The organism is Rhodococcus sp. UFZ-B548 (assembly GCF_903819475.1).
Taxonomy (GTDB): domain Bacteria; phylum Actinomycetota; class Actinomycetes; order Mycobacteriales; family Mycobacteriaceae; genus Rhodococcus_F; species Rhodococcus_F erythropolis.
Map to the genome: position 1 here is coordinate 43,976 of NZ_CAIJDS010000023.1, position 21,302 is coordinate 65,277.

The 21,302-nt window shown below is 62.1% G+C and carries 23 protein-coding genes and 1 tRNA gene; 10 read left to right on the forward strand and 14 right to left on the reverse strand.

All coding sequences use genetic code 11. The features are described 5' to 3' along the window. Window positions 1-56: 56 nt before the first annotated feature. Both H7C86_RS19985 and H7C86_RS19990 read left to right on the forward strand, forming a co-directional pair. Window positions 57-908 (forward strand): alpha/beta fold hydrolase, encoded by an 852-nt coding sequence (locus H7C86_RS19985; RefSeq protein ID WP_046377785.1) that lies wholly within the window; start codon window positions 57-59, stop codon window positions 906-908. Between the two features lie 7 nt (window positions 909-915). Further along, window positions 916-2,097 carry a multidrug effflux MFS transporter gene (locus H7C86_RS19990; RefSeq protein ID WP_182262115.1) on the forward strand — a complete coding sequence of 394 codons (1,182 nt, stop codon included), beginning with the start codon at window positions 916-918 and terminating at the stop codon, window positions 2,095-2,097. Window positions 2,098-2,102: 5 nt separating this feature from the next. On the opposite strand, the gene H7C86_RS19995 is transcribed toward H7C86_RS19990, so the two are convergent. From H7C86_RS19995 to H7C86_RS20015, 5 genes are all read right to left on the reverse strand, one after another. Next, on the reverse strand, window positions 2,103-2,846 hold the full coding sequence (locus H7C86_RS19995; RefSeq protein WP_007731643.1) for an IclR family transcriptional regulator: 744 nt from the start codon (window positions 2,844-2,846) through the stop codon (window positions 2,103-2,105). Window positions 2,847-2,916: 70 nt separating this feature from the next. After that, on the reverse strand, window positions 2,917-4,848 hold the full coding sequence (locus H7C86_RS20000; protein WP_182262116.1) for an ABC transporter ATP-binding protein: 1,932 nt from the start codon (window positions 4,846-4,848) through the stop codon (window positions 2,917-2,919). Then, complete coding sequence (locus H7C86_RS20005) at window positions 4,845-6,578, reverse strand: ABC transporter ATP-binding protein (protein WP_021332868.1); 1,734 nt, start codon at window positions 6,576-6,578, stop codon at window positions 4,845-4,847. Before H7C86_RS20005 ends, H7C86_RS20000 begins: the two co-directional genes overlap by 4 nt. Window positions 6,579-6,692: 114 nt before the next feature. Further along, window positions 6,693-9,047 (reverse strand): MMPL family transporter, encoded by a 2,355-nt coding sequence (locus tag H7C86_RS20010; RefSeq protein WP_141487946.1) that lies wholly within the window; start codon window positions 9,045-9,047, stop codon window positions 6,693-6,695. Between the two features lie 71 nt (window positions 9,048-9,118). Further along, entirely contained in the window at window positions 9,119-9,748 is a 630-nt protein-coding gene (locus H7C86_RS20015) for a TetR/AcrR family transcriptional regulator (RefSeq protein ID WP_007731646.1), read from the reverse strand. 250 nt (window positions 9,749-9,998) lie between these two features. On the opposite strand from H7C86_RS20015, the gene H7C86_RS20020 reads away from it, so the two are divergent. After that, window positions 9,999-11,108, forward strand: a complete 1,110-nt coding sequence (locus H7C86_RS20020; RefSeq protein ID WP_182262117.1) for a sensor domain-containing diguanylate cyclase — start codon at window positions 9,999-10,001, stop codon at window positions 11,106-11,108. Window positions 11,109-11,120: 12 nt separating this feature from the next. On the opposite strand, the gene H7C86_RS20025 is transcribed toward H7C86_RS20020, so the two are convergent. Beyond that, on the reverse strand, window positions 11,121-11,576 hold the full coding sequence (locus tag H7C86_RS20025; RefSeq protein WP_003943908.1) for an Rrf2 family transcriptional regulator: 456 nt from the start codon (window positions 11,574-11,576) through the stop codon (window positions 11,121-11,123). Window positions 11,577-11,704: 128 nt separating this feature from the next. On the opposite strand from H7C86_RS20025, the gene H7C86_RS20030 reads away from it, so the two are divergent. Further along, window positions 11,705-12,646 carry a sterol desaturase family protein gene (locus H7C86_RS20030; RefSeq protein ID WP_182262118.1) on the forward strand — a complete coding sequence of 314 codons (942 nt, stop codon included), beginning with the start codon at window positions 11,705-11,707 and terminating at the stop codon, window positions 12,644-12,646. Here the strand turns inward: H7C86_RS20030 and H7C86_RS20035 are convergent. The 3 genes from H7C86_RS20035 to H7C86_RS20045 all read right to left on the reverse strand — a co-directional run bounded on the left by H7C86_RS20035 (window position 12,612) and on the right by H7C86_RS20045 (window position 14,108). Beyond that, window positions 12,612-12,950 (reverse strand): DUF202 domain-containing protein, encoded by a 339-nt coding sequence (locus H7C86_RS20035; protein ID WP_029254269.1) that lies wholly within the window; start codon window positions 12,948-12,950, stop codon window positions 12,612-12,614. The genes H7C86_RS20030 and H7C86_RS20035 overlap by 35 nt on opposite strands. After that, on the reverse strand, window positions 12,951-13,301 hold the full coding sequence (locus tag H7C86_RS20040) for a YidH family protein (protein ID WP_029537421.1): 351 nt from the start codon (window positions 13,299-13,301) through the stop codon (window positions 12,951-12,953). It abuts the gene before it with no gap. Window positions 13,302-13,424: 123 nt separating this feature from the next. Continuing rightward, the gene (locus H7C86_RS20045; protein WP_019746487.1) at window positions 13,425-14,108 is read right to left on the reverse strand and encodes a YceI family protein; all 684 of its coding nucleotides are present in this window, start codon (window positions 14,106-14,108) and stop codon (window positions 13,425-13,427) included. Between the two features lie 244 nt (window positions 14,109-14,352). Between H7C86_RS20045 and H7C86_RS20050 the strand changes: the two genes are divergently transcribed. Beyond that, entirely contained in the window at window positions 14,353-14,526 is a 174-nt protein-coding gene (locus H7C86_RS20050) for a hypothetical protein (RefSeq protein WP_003943953.1), read from the forward strand. A 226-nt stretch (window positions 14,527-14,752) separates the two neighbouring features. On the opposite strand, the gene H7C86_RS20055 is transcribed toward H7C86_RS20050, so the two are convergent. From H7C86_RS20055 to H7C86_RS20070, 4 genes are all read right to left on the reverse strand, one after another. Then, a tRNA-Ser gene (locus tag H7C86_RS20055) sits at window positions 14,753-14,843 on the reverse strand. A 56-nt stretch (window positions 14,844-14,899) separates the two neighbouring features. Then, on the reverse strand, window positions 14,900-15,091 hold the full coding sequence (locus H7C86_RS20060; protein WP_003943869.1) for a CsbD family protein: 192 nt from the start codon (window positions 15,089-15,091) through the stop codon (window positions 14,900-14,902). A 139-nt stretch (window positions 15,092-15,230) separates the two neighbouring features. After that, window positions 15,231-15,692: a nucleoside deaminase gene (locus tag H7C86_RS20065; RefSeq protein ID WP_019746485.1), complete on the reverse strand. Its 462-nt coding sequence runs from the start codon at window positions 15,690-15,692 to the stop codon at window positions 15,231-15,233. Then, window positions 15,693-16,232 carry a tRNA adenosine deaminase-associated protein gene (locus tag H7C86_RS20070; protein ID WP_003943823.1) on the reverse strand — a complete coding sequence of 180 codons (540 nt, stop codon included), beginning with the start codon at window positions 16,230-16,232 and terminating at the stop codon, window positions 15,693-15,695. Between the two features lie 48 nt (window positions 16,233-16,280). On the opposite strand from H7C86_RS20070, the gene H7C86_RS20075 reads away from it, so the two are divergent. Further along, window positions 16,281-17,255, forward strand: a complete 975-nt coding sequence (locus H7C86_RS20075) for a prephenate dehydrogenase (RefSeq protein WP_182262131.1) — start codon at window positions 16,281-16,283, stop codon at window positions 17,253-17,255. Window positions 17,256-17,266: 11 nt separating this feature from the next. Here the strand turns inward: H7C86_RS20075 and H7C86_RS20080 are convergent, their stop codons facing one another. Continuing rightward, entirely contained in the window at window positions 17,267-17,854 is a 588-nt protein-coding gene (locus H7C86_RS20080; RefSeq protein ID WP_019746484.1) for a putative glycolipid-binding domain-containing protein, read from the reverse strand. 238 nt (window positions 17,855-18,092) lie between these two features. Here H7C86_RS20080 and H7C86_RS20085 point away from each other — a divergent pair, with 238 nt between their 5' ends. Genes H7C86_RS20085 through H7C86_RS20100 form a run of 4 tightly spaced genes read left to right on the forward strand, consistent with a single transcriptional unit; the run spans window position 18,093 to window position 21,225 of the window. Continuing rightward, entirely contained in the window at window positions 18,093-19,238 is a 1,146-nt protein-coding gene (locus H7C86_RS20085) for a DNA cytosine methyltransferase (RefSeq protein WP_174531793.1), read from the forward strand. Continuing rightward, window positions 19,235-20,110 (forward strand): hypothetical protein, encoded by an 876-nt coding sequence (locus H7C86_RS20090; protein ID WP_019746482.1) that lies wholly within the window; start codon window positions 19,235-19,237, stop codon window positions 20,108-20,110. The genes H7C86_RS20085 and H7C86_RS20090 overlap by 4 nt, the downstream gene beginning before the upstream one ends. Window positions 20,111-20,120: 10 nt before the next feature. After that, the gene (locus H7C86_RS20095) at window positions 20,121-20,525 is read left to right on the forward strand and encodes a very short patch repair endonuclease (protein ID WP_019746481.1); all 405 of its coding nucleotides are present in this window, start codon (window positions 20,121-20,123) and stop codon (window positions 20,523-20,525) included. Window positions 20,526-20,535: 10 nt separating this feature from the next. Beyond that, a complete protein-coding gene (locus tag H7C86_RS20100) occupies window positions 20,536-21,225 on the forward strand; it encodes a DUF998 domain-containing protein (protein WP_007731663.1) in 690 nt (229 codons plus the stop codon). Window positions 21,226-21,302: the final 77 nt, after the last annotated feature.

Below are 21,302 nucleotides of genomic sequence, written 5' to 3' on the forward strand. Positions count from 1 at the left end.
TCGCCTGCCGGACCGCGATACTTCCCATACCGCTCACCTCGAGGTCAGGTATAGCCATGGCTGATCAACCGAAGAGCTTGTACGCCAAAGCAGATGGCGTCACATTCCATTACTACGACCTCGGCGAGGGCGACCCCACGATTTTCCTGCACGGAGGCGGCCCCGGCTGCACTGCGTGGTCCGACTTCGGGCCGGTGGCACCGCTCTTCGCCTCGGATCGACGAGCGATTCTCGTTGATCTGCTGCAATACGGTCGGTCCGACAAGTGCACCATCGCCGGCCCAATGTGGGACTTCCACGCCGCCAAGATGGTTGCCCTGCTCGACGAACTCGGAATCGAACGCGCAGACTTCGTCTGCAACTCGTGGGGCGGCACCATAGCGCTCAATCTTGCGGCAAAGTACCCGGAACGCGTTCGCTCCCTGGTGATCACGGGCAGCATGCCCGTCTTCTACGGTCCACTCGCGCCGCTCCCCGAGGATGGCCGGCGTGGCCGCAACGCCCGCGACCTCTACTACGGCGGCACCGGCCCCACCCTCGAAAAACTCCGCACCTTGATCACCAGTCTCGAATGGTTCGACGGATCGAAGTTGCCCGCCGAAACCCTCCAGATGCGATACGAGCAAAGTCTCGACCCCGAAGAAATGGCCCTGGCTGCCTCGGCGGACTCACCTCGTGGCGATTGGCAGGATCTCACAGCTGAACTCGGCCAGATCCAGGCGCCGACGCTCTTCGCCTGGGGCATGCACGACGCATTCCTCACCCCGGACTACCCGCTCATGCTGGCGCGGATGATTCCCCATGGCCATCTCTACATCATGGACAAGGCGTCGCATCATCTTCAGGAAGAACGACCATACGACTACTACAGTGTAGTTTCGGGTTTCCTTGACCAACAGCACAACTGAACAAACGGTGATCGCCCCGACGGGCGGTGCACGGATCCGATTGGTACTGCTTCTCGGAATTCTCACCGCCCTCGGGCCGTTCACCGTCGACATGTATCTTCCTGCGCTGCCACAGATCACGAAGGAATTCGGCACGTCGGACACGATGGTTCAGCTGACCCTGACGGGCACACTGCTGGGTCTGGCTTTCGGCCAGTTGCTCATCGGCCCACTGTCCGACATCTACGGACGTCGACGTCCCCTGCTCGTGGGCACAGTAATTCACGTCGGCGCGTCGTTGGCCTGCTTCTTTGCTCCGTCCATCGAAGTCCTCACTGCGCTGCGAACCCTTCAAGGTTTCGGCGCCGCCGCGACGGGCGTGATCGCGATGGCAATCGTTCGTGATCTATTCACCGGACACGATGCGGCAGTTGCACTTTCGCGGCTGATGTTGGTCATGGGCGTAGCGCCCATCCTGGCCCCCTCCATCGGCGGGGCACTGATGTCCGTAACACAGTGGCGCGGAGTCTTTCTCGCTCTCTTCATCCTGGGCATCGCGATGATCGCACTCGCGGCAGTATCGCTGCCGGAAACACTTCCACCCGAGAATCGGTCGGGCAAGGGCATCGGCGCCATCGCGCGAAACTACATTGCGCTCGGCAAGGATGCCCACTTCATGGTGTTGGTGCTCGTGTGCGGTCTCGGCCGCGGCGTTTTGTGGTCGTACATCGCCGCGTCGTCCTACGTGATGCAGGAACAGTTCGGACTGAGCGCCACCGCATACGGATTTGCCTTTGCCGGCGGCGCCGTCGTTTTGATCGGTTCGTCCCAGCTCAACGTTGTGCTTCTCGGCCGGTGGTCGCCGAATTCCATCACGATCTGGGCAATGTGGGGCAGTAGTGCCGTCGGCGCTGCATTTGTTGTTGTTGCCGCCACCGACTCGTGGGGATTCGTCGGGTTTGCCGTCCCCATCCTGCTGATGCTCTGCGCAACGGGTTTTGTCATGCCCAACGCACCGGCGGTTGCACTGTCCCGTCACGGAGAAGCCGCAGGCTCAGCAGCCGCGCTGATCGGATTTGCGCAGTTCGGCGCTGCCGCTGTGGTTGCGCCCATCGTCGGCCTTCTTGGCAACACCAGTCTTGCCGTGGCCATCTCCATGACCGGGGCTTCGGTTCTCGGCGTGATCGCGCTGCTCTGCGTGCGTCGATAAAACGGTTATGCCGAGCGTTCGAGAACCGATACCTTCCGGCTGATCCCTTCGGCCGCCGCGCGCAACGGTTCGGCAAAACGCTCGGTATCCATTCGATACCGCGGACTCGACACACCGATCGCGGCAACTGCTTCACCAAGTCCACCGAAGATCGGGGCAGCGATACTCGATGTTCCCAGGCGAACCTCTTCGGTCTCGACCGCCAACTGCTGCGAACGAACAGCGTCGAGTTGCCTACGTAACCCGTCTTCCGAGTTCACCGTCCGATCGGTGAACTCGACAAATCCGTTGCCTGTCACCGCTCGAAAAACGGAATCCGGTGAGTACGCGAGTATCGCTTTGCCGGTTGCCGTGGCATACATCGGCAGCCGGCCAGCCACCCGCGACGGCAGGTCCACCCCGTGATGACCGGAGATCTTGTCGATGTACAGAACATCGAGGCCGTCGCGAATCGCGAGGTGAACCGTCTCCCGGGTCGCCGCGTGAAGATCCTGCACATACGTCAAGGACACCTCGCGCAGAATACGTTGACGAGGAACCAACTGCCCCAGTTCGAAGAGCCGTAACCCCAACCTGTACTTGGTTCCGACCCGTTCCAGTAGACCAAGAGACACCAGTTCACCGGCTATTCGATGCACCGTCGCCTTCGCAACACCACTCCGATTCGCAAGTTCGGTCAGCGACAGCGCACCCGAATCCGCATCGAAGGAATCGAGTATCAGGCGCGCTTTCCCCAGCAACGAATGCATCGCCGAGCGCCTCCAGTACACAGAATGTGGTCCACCCAGCGGACCAAGTCTGCTCCAGTCTACTGAGGCATCAGATCTCCGCGCCCACGAATTGGCTGTTGTACAGACGGAAGTACGCGCCGCGGGATTCGAGCAGAGCCTCATGGCTCCCCTGCTCCACGATCCGGCCTTCCTCCATCACCACGATCAGGTTCGCATCACGAATTGTCGAAAGACGGTGCGCGATGACAAAGCTGGTGCGGTCGTTGCGCAGAACCGCGGTGGCGCTCTGGACCAGCAGTTCGGTGCGTGTGTCCACCGAACTGGTCGCCTCGTCGAGGATCAGGATGGACGGCTGCGAGATGAAGGCGCGGGCGATAGTGATGAGCTGCTTCTCGCCTGCACTGACGTTGCTGCCTTCCTCGTCGATGACCGTGTGGTAACCCTCAGGCAGAGAGTGCACGAACTTGTCGACGTAGCTCATCTCGGCCGCACGACGAATCTCCTCGTCGGTGGCACCAGGCTTGCCGTAGGCGATGTTCTCGCGGATGGTTCCACCGAACAGCCACGCGTCCTGCAGAACCATGCCGATCCGTGAGCGCAGATCGTCTCGCGTCATGTCGGCGATGTCGATGCCGTCCAAAGTGATTCGGCCCGAATTGAGTTCGTAGAACCGCAGGATGAGGTTGACGAGGGTGGTCTTGCCGGCGCCGGTGGGTCCGACGATCGCAACCATCTGGCCCGGCTCGGCAGTCAGGGACAGGTCCTCGATCAGCGGCTGTTCCGGCTTGTAACTGAAGGTGACGTTCTCGAACTTGACGCGACCCTTGTCGACCGTGGGCGACTTCGCACTCTTCGGGTCCTCCGACTGCTCCTCTTGGTCGAGCAGCGCGAAGACCCGCTCGGCCGAAGCGACGCCGGACTGCAGCAGATTGGTCATCGACGCGATCTGCGTGAGCGGCTGGGTGAACTGCCGCGAGTACTGGATGAACGCTTGCACGTCGCCGAGGGTCATCGTTCCGGATGCGACGCGCATGCCACCCACCACTGCGATGGCGACGTAGTTGAGGTTGCCGAGGAACATCACGGCCGGCATGACCAGACCGGAGATGAACTGCGCCTTGAAACTCGACTCGTACAGATCCTCGTTCTGCTTGCGGAAGCGCTCCTCGACCTCCTGCTGGCGACCGAACACCTTGACCAACTCGTGGCCGCTGAATGCTTCCTCGACCTGCGCGTTGATTCCGCCGGTGCTCTTCCACTGCGCCACGAAGTGCTTCTGTGAACGCTTCGCGATAAACGCCGTCACCATGATCGACAGCGGAACAGTTGCCACCGCGATCAAGGCGAGCAGCGGTGAGATCCACAGCATCATCACCAGAATGCCCAGGACGGTCATCACCGACATGACCAACTGGCTGAGCGTCTGCTGCAAGCTCTGCGCGACGTTGTCGATGTCATTGGTCACGCGTGAGAGAACATCACCGCGGGCATGGGTATCGAAGTACCGCAAGGGAAGTCGGTGAATCTTCTGCTCGACGTCCTCACGCAGACGACGAACGGTTCGCTGGACCACGATGTTGAGCAGATACGCCTGCAGCCAACTGAACAGCGACGCGCAGACGAACAGCAGCAGCACGATCATCAAGACCTTGCCGACGGCGTCGAAATCGATTCCGGTTCCGGGCACAACGGCCATGCCGGACACCATGTCGGCGAGTTGACCCTGCCCCGAAGCGCGCAATCCTTCGACAGCCTGTTCCTTTGTCGTCCCCGGCTGGAGTTGCTTGCTGACGATGCCGTCGAAGATCAGATTGGTGGCGTTTCCCAGGATCTTCGGCGCGATCGAGGAAAGTACGACGCTTGCCGTCACCAAAGCGAAGATCAGGATGACGATCGGCCTGTCCGGGCTCAAGCGACCGAGGAGACGCTTGAGCGAAGGGCCGAAGTTCATGGCCTTCTTGGTGGGATCGCCGCCGCCGGGCGGGCCGATGGGAGGCGAGGAAGTCGATCGATTACTCATGATGCGTCCTGTACGGCTAGCTGAGAGGCGACGATTTCGCCGTAGGTGGGACAACTGACCACGAGTTCGTCGTGCGTGCCGATCCCCACGATGGCGCCGTCGTCGAGCACGATGATCTGATCGGCCTCGACGATGGTGGAGATACGCTGCGCGACAACGACGATGCAGGCGTCTTGCGTGACCGGCCGGAGCGCCGCACGCAGCCTTGCGTCGGTAGTGAGGTCGAGTGCCGAGAAGGAATCGTCGAACAGATAGATCTGCGGCTTACGCACCAACGCTCTGGCGATGGCGAGTCTCTGACGCTGACCGCCCGATACCGTCGTACCGCCTTGTGCCACCGGTGTGTCCAGGCCTTCTGGCATGGCGCGGACGAAGTCGGCAGCTTGGGCGATCTCGAGGCACTCCCACAGCCATTCGTCGGTAGCTTCGGGGTTTCCGTAGCGGAGATTGGTGGCGACAGTGCCGGAGAACAGATACGGCTTCTGCGGGACCAGACCGATCACCGAGCAGAGCAGCTCCGTGTCGATGTCGCGGACGTCGACACCGCCCACCGATACCGATCCGGAGGTGGAGTCGATCAAACGCGGAATCAGGTTGAGCAGAGTGGTCTTTCCCGATCCGGTGCCGCCGATGATCGCCGTCGTCTTGCCTGGTTCGGCGCGGAAGGTGATGTCGCGCAACACTGGCTCCTCGGCTCCGGGGAACTGGAACTGAGCCCCACGAAGCTCGACGACGCCCGGGTCCTTCAACTCCAGGACCGGATTCTCGGGCGGAATCACCGACGAATCCGTGTCGAGCACCTCGGAGATACGTTCGGCGCACACCGACGCACGCGGCAGCATCACCGCCATGAAAGTGGCCATCATGACGGCCATCAGGATCTGCATGATGTAGCTGAGCATCGCGGTGAGCGAGCCGATCTGCATCGAGCCCTCGTTGATCTGATGGCCACCGAACCAGATGACCGCGACGCTGGTGACATTGCTGATCAGCATCACGAGCGGGAACATCAGTGCCATGAGGCGGCCGACGCCGAGTGCAGTCTCCGTCAGTTCGCGGTTGGCGTCGCCGAAACGCTCTACCTCGTACGGTTCCCGTACAAACGCTCGGACGACGCGGATGCCCGTGATCTGTTCGCGAAGAACACGGTTGACGGCGTCGAGGCGGCCCTGCATGACCCGGAATCCGGGGACCATCCGGGCGATCAGGAAACCCATCGAGACTACGAGGAGCGGGACGCTGATCCCGAGGATCCAGGAAAGATTCAGGTCCTGGCGCAGAGCCATGATGATGCCGCCGATACACATGATCGGCGCCATGACGAGGATGGTGCAACTCATCACGACCATCATCTGTACTTGCTGGACGTCGTTGGTGTTGCGGGTGATCAGCGAAGGCGCACCGAAGTGCCCGACTTCCCTGGCCGAGAACGTCCCGACCTGATGCAGCACCGACGCTCGGAGGTCGCGCCCGACGCCCATGGCGACTCGTGCTCCGAAGAAGACGGCACCCACCGAGCACAGGATCTGCGTCAGCGTGACCATCAGCATCATCCCGCCGGTGGAGAGGATGTAGCCGGTGTCGCCTTTGGTCACGCCGTTGTCGATGATGTCGGCGTTGAGACTCGGAAGGTAAAGGGCCGCCATAGTCGAAATAAACTGCAGGACGACAACGCCCGTGAGTTCACCCCGGTACGGCGTCAGATAAGTGCGCAGCAGCCTGATCAGCATAGTGAGCGAAGGTTACCAATCCTGGCCGACATGTGCCGCTGGATATTTCGATACACAAAAACAGCTGTGCGCCTTTATTAACCGCGGGGGGTTAATAAAGGCGCACAGCAGAGATCAAGCAGATGCGGACTGCAGTTCCGCTTCCTTCTCGTCACGGAGGGCCTTGCTGAGCTTCTCACCCTCGATGTCGACGTTCGGCAGAATCTTGTCCAGCCACTTCGGCAGCCACCACGCCTTGTCGCCGAGCAGTGCCATGACGGACGGGATGATCACCATGCGCACGATGAAGGCGTCGAAGAACACCGCCGCGGCGAGCGCGAATCCGATCGACTTGATGAACGAGTTCGGTTCTGCGATGAAGGCACCGAACACGGAGATCATGATGACCGCGGCCGCACTGACCACGCGGGCACCGTGGTTGAAGCCGATGGTCACGGCCTCCTTCGCGCTCGCACCGTGGACGTACTCCTCACGCATACGCGTCACGAGGAACACCTGGTAGTCCATCGCCAACCCGAACACCACGCCGATCAGGAAGATCGGCATGAAACTCACGAGCGGTTGCGGGTTCGAGATGATGCCCAACCAACCGTGCTGGAAGATCGCCACCGTCGCACCGAATGTCGCGAGCACGCTGAGCAGGAAGCCGAGCGTCGCGGTCAGCGGAACCAGGATCGAACGGAACACCAAGAGCAACAGAATGAATGCAAGGCCGACCACTACGGCAAGGTAGGGCACCAATGCATCCTTCAGCGTGTCCGAGACGTCGCCTTCGAGTGCGGTCTGACCAGTGATGCCGTAGCTGACGCCGATCGAATCGTTGAGTCCGCCTTCTGCTCCGCGGAGGCTGCCCACCAGGTCCATCGTGGCCGGATCGGTCGGTCCGCTCTTCGGAGTGATCAGTACCTGCGCGGTGTCGCCGGCTTCGTTGACCCTCACGACCTGTGCGTTCTGGACGTCACCGAAGCTCGAGATGGTCGAGACGACCTCCGCAAAGGCCTCCCCGGCGGGGACGCTGGCATCTTTGGCGTCGACAACCGCGATCAGCGGTCCGTTGCGGCCGTCACCGAAGCCCTCGTCGATCAGGTCGTACGCCTGACGCGCACTGGTCGCCGGGTCACCGGTGGCCTCCGACGGCAATGCCAGGCTCAATCCCGTTGCGGGCAGAGCCAATGCGCCCAGAAGAACTACTCCACCGATCAGCGGCACGAGCGGACGACGAACGACGGCGGTGATGAAGCGCAGAGCCAGCTTCGGCTTGCCTGAATCATTGTTTTCGGACTCCTCCGCACGCTTGCTGAGGAAGGGAATCTTGCCGGCAAAAGCCTTGCGTCCGAACATACCCAGGATCGCGGGCAGCAAGGTCAATGCGATCAGTACCGCGATCAGCACGGTGAAGGCCGCTGCCGCACCCATGTCCGAGAGGAACGGGATGCCGACGACACGCAAGGCAACGAGCGCGATGATGACTGTCAAACCGGCGAATACCACTGCGGAACCGGCAGTTCCGACGGCGCGACCTGCTGCTTCGGCACGGTTGTCGGTGAGGGTGAGCTCATGCCTGAACCTGGACATGATGAACAGCGAGTAGTCGATCGCCACGGCCAGACCGATCATGATCGCCAGCGTCGGAGTCATCGAACTGAGATCCATGAATCCGGTGGCAACCGTGATTCCAAGGCTGCCGATAGCGATACCGATGATCGCGGTCAGGAGCGGAAGCCCCGCGGCCACAAGCGAACCGAACGTGATGGCCAGAACGACAGCGGCAACGGCGATACCGATCAGCTCGGTGACACCACCGGGCATCTCCGCTTCCTGAGCAGCAGAACCACTGACCTGGACGTTGAGTCCCTCGGCCCGACCGACATCGGCTGCGGAGTTGATCGAATCACGCAACGCCTGATCGAGATCGGCGAAGTCACCGCTGAACGGAACCTCGACGTACCCGACCGTGCCGTCGGCACTGAGCGGCGACAACGCGCGCGCGTCGTCCACGGCCTGCGTCTCGGAAGTTCCAGCCGCAGCAGCCTTTTCCTTGAACATCGCAACCATGGAGTCGTTGCCGGTAACCGGATTGACCAACGCCTTCGCGGCCTGTTCCGGAGTGGCAGTCGCCGGGTCCACCTTGGCGGAGTCGGCGACCTTGTCGATGCCACGAATACTCGCGAGCATGTCGTCCATGGCCTTGACGTTCGCCGGATCGGCCAGCGTCGTGCCCGCCGGAGCTTGCACTACGTATCGCGCGCTCAGCGAATCCATCGGGTTGGGCGCGTCGGGAAAACGCTCCGCCATCAGGTCTTGCGCCTGCTGTGCCGGGGTTCCCGGAATGGAGAACGAATCCTTGGTGGGGCCGGACAGAGTGGCTGCCCCGACGCCCATCAGGACCAGGATTATCAGCCAAACGCTGAGGACCGCGCCTTTTCGCCGGTAGGCGAACTTGCCGATCCGATAAAGATAGGTGGCCACGACGGGCTCCTTGCTGTTTCGGTGCGTGTACGTGGACAGGTATTACGTGTGGGGCTCAGAGACGGGACATCTCAGGGACGCGACATCTCAGGGGCGGGCGGCGGCGCGGGCAATCCGGCACGAATCTGCCGAAAAGCGTCGTGAACCAACTCCTCCGGACTGGAAGCCTCCGACTTTCCGCCAGTCCAGACGTCGATCACCGATTTAGCGGCTCCGCCCACCGCTCCCAGGAGGAGCGTCGGGTACAGGTCCTTCTCGGCGTCGGTACCGGTGCGTTCCGCCAATGCCTGAACGACTGCACGGTTGATCCGCTGATGCATGTCTGCGGCATCCCGGTAGAGCGCGGGACTCGAATCCGACAGCAGCCAGATACTTGCCTTCTCACTCCCACTCGGACCTGAGTCGTTCACGATTTCGACCACAAGTTCTTCGAGGACGTCGAGAATTGGTTCGTCCGCGGGCCGCGACGCAAGCGCCTCGATCCACAGGTTCACCGATTCCTCGAAACTGGCGAGCACTGCCTCCTCCTTGCTGGAGAAGTAGTTGTGGAACGTCCTCGTCGACACTCCGGCCTCGGAGGCGATCGCGTCAGCGGTGACGCATTCGATCCCCAGCGCACGAGCGAGCCGTGCTGCCGCGCCACTGAGTGCGGCACGGGTTGCTGCCTTCTTGCGGTCGCGAAGGCCTTGTTCGATGATCACCCCAACACGGTACCCAACTTGCAGAGCTCTGCAACTTTGCAGAGGTCTGCAATATTGTGCGATCGAACACACAGCGCGGAAACTCGAGGCGTACCTCACACTCACGCACGGCAAATGCCTGAACAGCGCGACAGAGAGAGTTGTGAGCAGCTCCACGGCGTGACGCCCACTGCCAAGTTGACGCGTGAATCAACATGGCCTGACATACTTTGCGGTGAATTAACCGCAATGTGCTCGGCGAAGGAATCTGATGGACCCGCTCCTGCATACCTGGCCGGTTTCGTCCACGGTAATGCTGTGGGGATCGAAGTCCGGACGAGGCTCCGTACTACGTCTCGTCCGTCTGACCATCGGATTCTGCTCACTCAATTTCTCGATCGTGGCGTTCCTGTTTCTCCTCAGCGGAGAGGGCCCGGACGGACCGTTTGCGCGCAGTTGGCTCGTCGGCATTGCGACCGTCAACCTGATCCCCACGATTCTCTGGTTTGTCGGCCGAATCAGAGGTTCACGCATGCTCAAGCTCTACGGTCTGTGGGCGGATCTCGGAACGGCCTCGATTCTCATCACCTTCACCAGCCATAACGCCGCCCTTTTCGGCGCGGCACTCTTTGTGGCCACCGGCGCCTACTTCACCTATTTTCTCGACCGCCGCTGGCTGGCATTCCACCTCGCCTTTGCCACGACGTTTGTCATCGCCCTGACCGTGCTCGGCCTGACGAACGGCGACTACTCGGCAACCAGCGTGATTGCACGCACCGACGTCGTACTGTGTGCCGTGATCTTCATTCCGGCCACCATTCAATTCACCTGGCGGCAATTACTCTCGCGCGCAACGGGATCCAAGGTGGATGCACTCACCGGACTCCTGAACCGGCGAGGGCTGTGGGACATGTCGGAGCGTATCTGGTCGGTCGCGTCGGCAAATCGTGCCGACATTGCTGTTGCCGTCGTCGACATCGACAAGTTCAAGGCTGTGAACGACACCTTCGGTCACGAAGTCGGTGACGCCGTCATCATCCGGACAGGAACGCGCCTGCAGGAGCATGTGAACGGTTTCGGCTACGCCGCGCGCACCGGCGGCGAGGAGTTCACCGTTGTGATGATCGGCACCCCGTACGGACTTCGCAAAAGAATCGCGACACTGCCCAAAGCCGTCGTGAACGCTTCCGACGACCCCTTGGCCACGGTCAGCGTCGGCGCAGCGACGCTACCTTTCATCCCACATCAGGAAGAGTTCGACTACAACGAGTTCTCCCGAGCAATCGTTGCGGCCGATCATCTGATGTACGACGCAAAATCCGCGGGAGGCAACACCGCGAACACTGCTCCTATGGCAGTTCCGCGTCGACGGGCACACTGAAACCGGGCTGTATCAGCGCCGATTCCACGCCTCGGGATCTGCCGTCAGTTCGTGAATGAACTCGGGCAACTCTCCACCTGCAACATCGGTGAGTGTGACATTTTCGAGCACAGCACGGAGGTTGACTCGCACTGCAATCCACACCTCCTTGAGGGGCGTTGCCGGTCCCCCGTAGTCGACGTCTTCCGGTCGCTGACCCCGAATCGAAGCCAGCGGTCCCTCGACAGCTCGTATGACGTCGGCAATCGTGATCTCGTCCGCGGACCGAGCGAGCCAGTATCCCCCGTCCGGGCCTCGACGGCTGTTGACCAAGCCGCCGCGCCGCAGGTCCGAGAGCACCGCTTCCAGGAACTTGTGGGGTATTACCTGGGATTTGGCGAGAAACTCGGCCTTGGCCGGGTCAGGACCAACTGCCGCGAGCTCGACCAGAGTCCGCACGGCGTAGTCCACCTTCGCGGTGATATGCACCGGCAATTCCTACCATCGTTCTATGAATAGTCGCAACAAACCTGCGAGTTCTTCGCCGCAAAGGGTTCCCTGACGTTACATTTTGATGCATGATGTAACGATCAGAGCTAGAGAACAGGACAAATCGCGTGTGGGAAACCCTTCTCGAATCATGGAAGTCACTGCTCGAACCGCTCCATGATCCCGTTACGCTCGCAATCCCCGCGTTTGTCATCTTCCTCGCAATCGAATGGTTCGCGGCCCGTGCGCTCGAAGATCATCCCGACGACGCCGACGGACGCGCACGGCCGGCACAGGGCGGCTACCGAAGCGTCGACGCCAGAACCAGCGTTCTACTCGGACTCGTGTCGATCGCAACGAGCACCTTCTGGAAAGTGCTGGCGCTGATCGGCTATTCCGCAATCTGGGTGTATCTCGCTCCGTGGCACCTCTCGCCGACTGCCTGGTACACCTGGGTGATCCTGCTGCTCGGAATCGACGTCCTCTATTACGCGTATCACCGCATCGCACACCGAGTTCGAGTCATCTGGGCCACACACCAGGCTCACCATTCGAGCGAGTACTTCAATTTCAGCACCGCACTGCGACAGAAGTGGAACAACAGCGGTGAGATCATCATGTGGTTGCCGTTGCCGTTCCTCGGGATCCCGCCGTGGATGGTGTTCGTCGGCTTCTCCGTCAGCCTCGTCTACCAGTTCTTCGTCCACACCGAACGTGTCGGAAAACTCTGGCGGCCCATCGAATTCATCTTCAACACGCCGTCACACCATCGCGTCCACCACGGCTCCGACGCCGAGTACCTCGACCGCAACTACGCCGGAATTCTCATCATCTGGGACCGGATGTTCGGAACCTTCGCGGCCGAAACCCACCGGCCCACCTACGGACTCACGACGCCGGTCGGAACGTACAACATCTGGAAGCTCCAAACACGCGAATACGCTGCCATCGCTCGCGACTGGAAAGCGTCGAAGTCGTGGCGCCAGCGCGCAGGCTACGTGTTCGGCCCACCCGGCTGGGCACCCAAAGCCGAGGTTACTTCAGCAGAATCCACAGCCCCGTCGCACTGAGCAGGAGCAGGGCGACCGCGAGAGCTGCACCCATACCCAAAGCTGGCGTTGCCTTTTCGGCTGAGAACTGGGCCAACCGCCTGGGCCGCGACCGACGTTCGTAGACCGTCACCGCGACGACAAGCACGGCAGCGAGGGACGGGCCGATCAGTGCTAGCGAACCGAACGGCGGCAACCATCTCAAACAGGCGGCAGACAAGCCGAGGATCGACAGACTCGTCCGTACGAACGAGAGCGATGTGCGCTCGGACTGCAAGCCCTTGTCCGGAGGCTTGACACCTTCCGACGGTTCCAGCGCGGTCAATCAGTTCACGACCTCGACCACCAGGACGGTCGCGCAGATCACCAGCACGATGCCGACCACCGGCGCCATCAGCGGTACCGGCAACGAGCGCTCAGCACGCAGCGCTCGCTCGGCACTGATCCAGTGAACAAAAGAAGTAATGGCGATCAGAGCGCCTCCGACGAGTAACAACGCGGCCAAGCCGGCACGAACCGTCGGGTTGAGAATGTCGCCGCCGAACGCTTCGAGTCCGACGCCCGACGCGACAAAGGCCGTCGCCGTGCGGATCCAGGCCAGATACGTCCGCTCATTGGCGAGAGTGAACCGTGGATCGGGGTCTTCACCCGTTCGGAACGGTCTCCACCGGGGCATCACCTGTTCATTCCGTCCGGGCAGAAATCGCACACTGCCTTCGGAACGGACAACAAGAAAGGAAGGTCATGTCCTTAATCTTCCCTGCCCGCCCCGAAGCAGTGCGAATCGGGTAGACGTAATTCAGCTCGCGGCGAGTGAGACGAGGAAGTCCACCGATCCACTGGCGTCGACGGTGACAAAACCGAGGGACGGGGGTTCAACTCCGAAATCGGTCCAGGTGACCGGAATCGAGCCCGATGCGATCAGCGAATCACCCGAATGCAGCACGGTCATGTCGACCGACACCGGCTTGGACTGCCCCTTGAGAGTCAGCGTTCCTGACACCGTGACCGTCGCCGTTGTGCCATCTGTCGGTACAGCAGCCAAGTCCACCGGCGAGTCGATCGTGAACGTCGCCGTCGGATACGTGCTGGTATCCATCACATTGCCCGTGAACTGGCCGTCGCGCCGATCCGAGTCGGTCTTGATGCTTGCCACCTGCACCGTCACTTCGCCTGAAGTGAGCTTTTCACCCTCGACAACCGCGTTTCCGCTCACCTCGCCGGTGGTTCCGACGACGGTCACACTCGATCCGTTCAGAATCTCGTGCACGGTGTATCCCGCTGCCGTCTGGTTGTCCCCCTGCCCGGCGACGACGGTCCACTGCCCGTCGATCGATCCGGACGCCGCTTCTGCGCCCTGAGTGGATACCACGGCCGCCGGCGCATCGTCTTCAGCGATGAATTTCCCGTACGCCCACGGCCCCACAAGCAGGGCGAGTACGACCACAACTACTGCTCCGCCGATCCACCAGATCTTTTTCATGGGTTCGACGATAGTTGCAGCTTCAACGATTGTCAGGACTTACGACCTGGGAGAACCCTGTGAAAGCGCTCCACGAACGCCGAAAGCGGGCACACCCACAGCCATTAGTAATCATTTGGTAAAGTGGTTTTTGCATTCCGGCCCCCAGCCTGGAGTGCCTGGGCCGTGCGCATCGAATCATGCATCGATCCCGATGCGCACGGTCTGCCCGAAACACGAATCACACCGATCGGGGGGGCTCGCAATGGCGGACCTGACGCTCCTGACCGACGACGAGTTACGCGAGCGTCGGATCGCCCTCAGTCGATCCCTCACTACCGCAGCAGATTTGATCCCCACCCCGCCACCCTCGTTCTTCGAGAAGCTGAAGCAGGACATCGATGCCGCCGCTGCAGAGTGGATCGCTCGCCGCTCCTGAACTTCGTCAATCTGTGAATGTCCACCGGAGGACGGCCCCTCCCCCATAAGACTTAGTGCGGCTTCCGATCTCCTCCGAAGTCCAGCGCTGTCCTCGTCCGAATGGCGGACTGGCCGGTCGTCCGATGGTCCAGTCGGAGCGTGTCCGTCCTGACGGTCGGCAGCGCTCGCACGCCAGGTTTACCACACAAAAAAGCTCCCCACCTGCGTGAACAGGTGGGGAGCTTTGGCGGTGGCGGAGGGATTTGAACCCTCGGACGGGGGTTACCCGTCACACGCTTTCGAGGCGTGCTCCTTAGGCCGCTCGGACACGCCACCGTTGGTGACTTTACCGGATGGAGTGCCCGTGGCCGAAATCGCCAGGTGGAGCGGTATTACGTGAGCTTGTCCTTGATGCTGGACGCGGCGTCCTTGACCTTCTCGCCGGCATCCTTGACGGCCGATTTCACCTGGTCGCCTTTACCTTCGTTTTCGAGGTCCCGGTCACCGGTAGCGCTGCCAGCAGCTTCCTTGGCCTTGCCCCCGAGGTCTTCGGCCTTGTTCTGAGCCTTGTCTGCGATTCCCATGAGTACTCCTCTGTGAACGCGAACGAATCACCTTCCGGCGATTCGCCGATACCCTGACGGCATCTGATCTCCACCATGCCCGTGATTACCGGTTCCGGCTACCCGAGTGTGCGATCACTCTCGATGGGGAATACCGATTTCAGGCCCGCTGCTCGCGGAAGAAATCTTCCAAAAGCCCAGCGCATTCGTCCTCGAGGACCCCGCCGCGCACCTGCGGCCGATAGGTCAATCTTTTATCTCGAACTACGTCCCATAATGATCCGACGGCTCCGGTTTTCGGCTCCCACGCCCCGAAAACAACCCGAGAAACCCGGGCGAGGACCAGAGCGCCAGCACACATCGTGCATGGCTCGAGGGTGACGGCCAGCGTCGCACCTTCCAGGCGCCAGCCGTCACCGTAGATTCTTGCGGCAGCGCGCAACGCGAGGATTTCGGCATGCGCGGTCGGATCGGACGACGCTTCCCGGGCATTGGCGGCCCGAGCAACTTCGACGCCGTCTGCGTCGAACACCACTGCCCCGACCGGGACGTCTGCGTCGGAGGCGGAACGTGCGGCCACGATGGCCGCACGGATCATGCGCTGATCGTCAGCGAGAGTCATCTAACGCGGGAGCTTGTCGAGCGCTGCGCCGAACTCGGACGCGAACCCGAGTCGCTGCGCGATCATCCCCAACTGCTCGTCCGGATAAAGGTCGGTCTCGGCCGCGATGACAGCGAGCACGGGTTCCGGCAGGCCCAGATCGGCCAGCACGGACAGATCGCCCTCTTCCCAGGGTTCGACGTCGTCGAGGTCGTCCGGATCGATGTCGGGGATCTCGATGTGCAAGGCGTCGAGGACGTCAGCTGCGATGTCGTAGTCGATGGCGGCGGTCGCGTCGGAAATCAGCAACTGCGTGCCGGACGGCGCCGGACGCAACACGATGAAGAACTCGTCGTCGACGTCGAGAAGACCGAAGACGGCACCCGAACTTCGCAGCTCACGCAGCTGCGTTTCGGCGGCCGAGAGCGAGGTCAACGCGTCGGGCGTCAATGCCTTGACCGTCCAACGCCCCTCTTCACGGACCACCGCGACACCGAAGCCTTCAAGCTCCTCCGACTGGTTCGAAGAGGCGCTCTTGTTACCCGCGCGCTGTGCACCCATGGCGCAACGGTAGCCCGCCTGGTGCCAGTGAGTGAAGTCCGAGCATCGATGTGCCAACCTGAACTCGTGTCTGCGATCGATTCCGCCCCACCAGTCTGCGTTCTCGGCCTCGGATTGATCGGCGGTTCGCTACTTCGCGCCGCCGTCCGATCCGGTCGTCAGGCGTGGGGTTACAACCGTTCCAGCGAGTCCGCCGACGCGGCCCGAGCCGACGGTTTCGACGCCGACACCGATCTGGTTTCAGTGCTGCAGAGAGCGAACGAGAGCGGTGCGATCATTGTGATCGCCGTGCCGATGCCTGCCGTCGACGCCACCTTGGAGGCAATCGCCGCGCATGCGCCGAACAATCCGATCACGGACGTCGTCAGCATCAAGGGCGAAGTGAAGGCCGCGGTCGAACGAGCGGGCTTGAGCGCCAAGTTCGTGGGCGGTCATCCGATGACGGGGACGTCAGCTTCGGGTTGGGCGGTCGGGGATGCCGATCTGTTCGTCGACGCGGTGTGGGTCGTTGCCACCGACAACGGCGTCGACGCAGACGTGTGGTCGCAGGTCGCCGACCTGGCACTCGACTGCGGCTCGGTGGTGGTGCCGGCCGAATCTCTCGAGCACGATCGTGCAGTCGCGCGTATCTCTCACCTGCCCCACCTACTGGCGGAAACACTCGCGATCACCGGAGCTGCCGGCGGCGAACTGGCTCTTGGGCTGGCCGCCGGGTCATTTCGCGACGGCACCCGCGTAGCCGGGAGCGCTCCTGGCCTGGTGCGGGCGATGTGCGAGGGCAACCGCGACGCCCTGCTGGTCGCACTGGATGAAGCGCTCGACCTTTTGCAGGGTGCACGTACCGATCTGCTCGACAACGGCTCGACGGCACGATTGGTCGACTCGGGGTTCGCTGCGCGCGGCGCTTACGAGTCGCACGAGCGTTGGGACATCGAAGACGTTCAGGTCGGCGAACCCGACTGGATCGAGCGGATGCGGGACGCCGGTCGACGCGGCGGCGTCATCCGGCGATCCGAAACCTAGAGGTACGAAACCTAGATTCGAGTTGCCAGACCCGGGTAGTCGAGGACGAAGCCTTCGGTATCGACGGCCAGCGTCGAGCTGGACACCGGGGACAGCACACTGATTCCGTCGGTGCCGCTGCTGTAGGTGATGGTCGCACCCTCGACGCGCAGGTCGAGAAGGTTGACGTAGACGACCGGGACCTCGGCGTCTTCGATGTCGTTCTGCAAGCCGACGCGGCGGATGGGCAGCGTGTTGAAGAACGGGCTGAGGATCACGTCGACATCGAGTGCGCCATCGAACGCAGAGCGCTGGTGACTGGCGCCGTTCTCGACCATCCAGGTGCCTTCTTCGTCCCGGCTGATCGACATCTGACGCTCACCGGCGGCCAGGGCGGTCCGCACCGACAGCCTGCGGGTGATGCCGGCCTCGTCGGTGACCAGGTCGTATGACGCGCTGAATGCCGGGTGCTCACTGCAGGCTCCACCGATGATCCGGCCGGAAGCCTTGATGCGATTTCCGTTCAGCTGCACACGAACAGACTCCATACGAGGAGCGTTGTGGGCCTGCCAGGTCAATACCGCGGGCCAGGACGCGTCACCGGAAGGTTGGATGCTCACCCGACCACGGTAATGGACGAACGGGCGCGGAGCACCGCTGGTTCGGGTTATTGCTTCGATCAGGGACCTTTTAGGGACTTCGATCGGCCCCGAAGATCTCGATGTAAGGCGTTTCACAACGGTTCTTCCGTAAGGAGCACCCCGCAGACCGAATAGTTGGCAAACGGTGTCGGAGTTCTCGAGTACCGTGCTTCTAGGTCGGTTCGTGAGGAAGGGTGCTGTGACGTCGTCGCGGAGCATGGTGGGTTTGTTTGCCGGTATCGGCGGGCTCGAGTTGGGGCTCTCGGAACATGGGTGGAACACCGAACTGCTGTGTGAAATCGATCCGGGCGCCCAGGCAGTTCTCCGTTCGCGTTTCGCCGACGTGCCGTTGCACGGCGACGTCACCAAACTGCGCGCGCTGCCCAGCGACATCGAATTGGTGGCCGCCGGTTTCCCCTGCCAGGACCTCTCTCAAGCCGGCAAAACAGCAGGCATCACCGGCGCACGCTCAGGCCTGGTGGACGAGGTGTTCCGTCTGGTCAAGCGCAAGAAAGGCCCGCGCTGGCTGTTGATCGAGAACGTTCCGTTCATGCTGCAACTCGGCAAGGGCGCTGCCATGCGGCACATCACCGACGCTCTCGAAGACCTCGGATACACCTGGGCATACCGGGTGGTGGACGCCCGTGCCTTCGGACTCCCCCAGCGCCGCCAGCGCGTCATCATGCTTGCCTCGCGCACGGACGATCCTCGCGAAATCCTGTTCGGCCAGGACGCCGGCGAGCGCCTGGGAGGTGATCCCGCGGACTACCCCTGCGGCTTCTACTGGACCGAAGGCACCCGCGGACTCGGATGGGCCGTCAATGCGGTGCCGACGCTCAAGGGCGGCTCGTCCGTCGGCATCCCCAGCCAGCCGGCGGTCCGGTTGCCGTCCGGTGAGATCGTCACTCCCGGCCTCGTCGACGCCGAACGCCTGCAGGGTTTCGATCCCGACTGGACGCTGCCGTCCGTCGAGGTTCCTGGGCTTCGCCACAGCCACCGATGGAAGCTCGTCGGCAATGCCGTGAGCGTGCGGATGGCATCGTGGGTCGGTGGCCGGCTGAACGATCCCATCGAATACGACGCCGCCGGCGAGACGCCACTCGAACCGGGCGACGCGTGGCCGAGTGCGGCGTGGGGCCGTAACCGCCAAGCCTTCCGCGTCCATACCTCGACCTGGCCGGTCCAGTACGACTACGAGGATCTGAGTGGCTTCCTCGAGGACACGCGGTTGCTGTCGGCGCGGGCCACAGCCGGCTTCCTCAAGCGCGCACGCATGGGCAATCTTCGGTTCATCCCCGGTTTCATCGAGGACGTCGAAAGCCATCTCGAGCGGATGGGCGGATACCCCGAGGCCGCGGCATGACGGAATCACTGTTCCCCGAACCTGAAACGCTATTCCCCGAACCGCTGTTTTCCGAGCCGGAACACGAACCACTTTGGAGTGCACTGCAACTCGCGGGAGACAAGCCTCCGGCCGACGCCGATCGCGGCGAGAAGAAGAACTACGCCCAACGACTGTCCAATCAACTGGCACAGACGGTGGCCGACGCTCTGCGTCCGCTGTATCCCAACATCACCCCGACAGCGTCCGGCGAAGGCCAGGAGGCAACCGTTGATGTCGCCAAGGGCCGAAAGCGCTTGGACGTCAAGGCCCTCGACCCCACTCTCGGCCTGATCCTCTGCGTCTCCATCAAGACGTACAACTTCCAGGACTACAGTCCCCGCAGCGGAAAACTTGGACGGTGGACCAAGAACATCGTCCGCAACGACCACGAATTGCGTGGCGAGGCAATGGTTCTGCATCAGCGTCAGCCGTACAGCGTGTTGGTCGCCGTCATGTTCGAGCCGTACGCCACGTGCGACGACGGCGACCCGACCAAAACCAGTGACACCGGCAAATCCTCGTTTGCACACCACGTCACGACGCTCTCGAAGCGGTCGGGCCGGGGCAAGCGCGCGGTGGTCGGCGTTCCCGGAAAGGCCTGGGTGGATCTCGGCGCCGAGGACACCCGCTACGACCTCTTCGAGAAGGTCTACATCGGACTCTACGAACCCGATGGCGCGGTTCGGTTCTTCGACGTCGACGAGCCGCCGCCGCGCAACGGCCGGCCCACCGAAGCTCAGACGCTCTCGTTCACCGACTTCGTGACCGTCGTGCACGGTGAAGTGGAGCGTCGCAACAGGTTTGCGCCCACCTGGTCCGATCCCGAAGACAGCGACGATTCCGACGGCTGAGGGAACCACGGTGCCTGCGACGGATCCTGCCACCAGCGCTCGGATGAGCGCTCAGCGTCGGCGCGACACCAAACCTGAAATTGCACTTCGACGCGAGCTTCATCGGCGCGGACTCCGGTACTTCGTTGACCGGGCGCCTGTCAAAGGTGTTCGCCGACGCGCTGATCTGGTGTTTCCGCGCCGCAAAGTCGCGGTGTTCGTGGACGGATGCTTCTGGCACAGCTGCCCGCAGCATGCGACGTTTCCCAAGAACAACGCGCAGTGGTGGACGGACAAGTTGGCCGCCAACGTGGTTCGAGACCGCGACACCGATGCACGTCTGGCAGAGCAGGGTTGGACCGTCATCCGCATCTGGGAGCACGAAGATCCGCTGGTAGCAGCCGAACGCGTCCAGAAAGCCCTGCTCGGTCCGTAAGCTCGATTTCGTGAAGGAACGCAACGTTGCGCGGTGGGGTTTGGTGGCTGCGCTGGCTCTGGGCGGAATTGTCTACTCGTCGTGGATTCTCGAATTTTTCCTCGACACCGGCCTCGACCCGGTGACATCGTTCCTCAGCGAACTCGATGCCGAGAACCAGAAATACCGTGACGTCTTCGGCAATGCCGACGTCCTGTCCGCGATCTTGATGTTGATCTCCGGAGCGCTGGGTCTGCTGATCACGCCCAGGCGCAGGCTCTACGTCACGGGCTGGATTGCACTTGCAGTGTTCGGCATCGCCACAATCGCCGACGCGTCGTTCCCTCTCGAATGCTCGGGCGAGGGTTGCCCGTCGAGCGCACCCGACGGTCTACTTCCGCAGCTCCACCATGTTCACGCATTGACGAGCAGCGTGGCGGTGTTCGCGATCTTCACCGCGATGATCGCATTCACCGTGGGAGCGTTCAGGTATCGCGAACACCCTTCTTTGCGGACGACGGGTCTGACCATTTTGATCCTGACTTCCCTTGCGACGGTGTGGATGTTGACGACCAACAGCATCGAAGTCTCTGGCGGCGGTAATCTCGGACTGGGTATCGCTCAACGCGCACAGGTGTTGGGGATGTCGTTGTGGTTGTGCACCCTGGCATTTGCGATGTCGAGGCCGCCATCCACCGGGCTCCCGGCGTCGCCGCGCTGACAGGTTTTCCGGCAAGCGATTCGGGCGATCCTGGAACTACAACTGAAAATGGCTGCCCCGAACTAGCGAAGGTGTGC

Excerpts from the sequence above, each read along its gene's own strand:
- H7C86_RS19985 (WP_046377785.1), top strand. The coding sequence starts at position 57 with ATGGCTGATCAACCGAAGAGCTTGTACGCCAAAGCAGATGGCGTCACA.
- H7C86_RS19995 (WP_007731643.1), bottom strand. The coding sequence starts at position 2,846 with ATGCATTCGTTGCTGGGGAAAGCGCGCCTGATACTCGATTCCTTCGAT.
- H7C86_RS20000 (WP_182262116.1), bottom strand. The coding sequence starts at position 4,848 with ATGAGTAATCGATCGACTTCCTCGCCTCCCATCGGCCCGCCCGGCGGC.
- H7C86_RS20005 (WP_021332868.1), bottom strand. The coding sequence starts at position 6,578 with ATGCTGATCAGGCTGCTGCGCACTTATCTGACGCCGTACCGGGGTGAA.
- H7C86_RS20020 (WP_182262117.1), top strand. The coding sequence starts at position 9,999 with ATGGACCCGCTCCTGCATACCTGGCCGGTTTCGTCCACGGTAATGCTG.
- H7C86_RS20040 (WP_029537421.1), bottom strand. The coding sequence starts at position 13,301 with ATGCCCCGGTGGAGACCGTTCCGAACGGGTGAAGACCCCGATCCACGG.
- H7C86_RS20045 (WP_019746487.1), bottom strand. The coding sequence starts at position 14,108 with ATGAAAAAGATCTGGTGGATCGGCGGAGCAGTAGTTGTGGTCGTACTC.
- H7C86_RS20050 (WP_003943953.1), top strand. The coding sequence starts at position 14,353 with ATGGCGGACCTGACGCTCCTGACCGACGACGAGTTACGCGAGCGTCGG.
- H7C86_RS20060 (WP_003943869.1), bottom strand. The coding sequence starts at position 15,091 with ATGGGAATCGCAGACAAGGCTCAGAACAAGGCCGAAGACCTCGGGGGC.
- H7C86_RS20065 (WP_019746485.1), bottom strand. The coding sequence starts at position 15,692 with ATGACTCTCGCTGACGATCAGCGCATGATCCGTGCGGCCATCGTGGCC.
- H7C86_RS20070 (WP_003943823.1), bottom strand. The coding sequence starts at position 16,232 with ATGGGTGCACAGCGCGCGGGTAACAAGAGCGCCTCTTCGAACCAGTCG.
- H7C86_RS20075 (WP_182262131.1), top strand. The coding sequence starts at position 16,281 with ATGTGCCAACCTGAACTCGTGTCTGCGATCGATTCCGCCCCACCAGTC.
- H7C86_RS20085 (WP_174531793.1), top strand. The coding sequence starts at position 18,093 with ATGGTGGGTTTGTTTGCCGGTATCGGCGGGCTCGAGTTGGGGCTCTCG.
- H7C86_RS20090 (WP_019746482.1), top strand. The coding sequence starts at position 19,235 with ATGACGGAATCACTGTTCCCCGAACCTGAAACGCTATTCCCCGAACCG.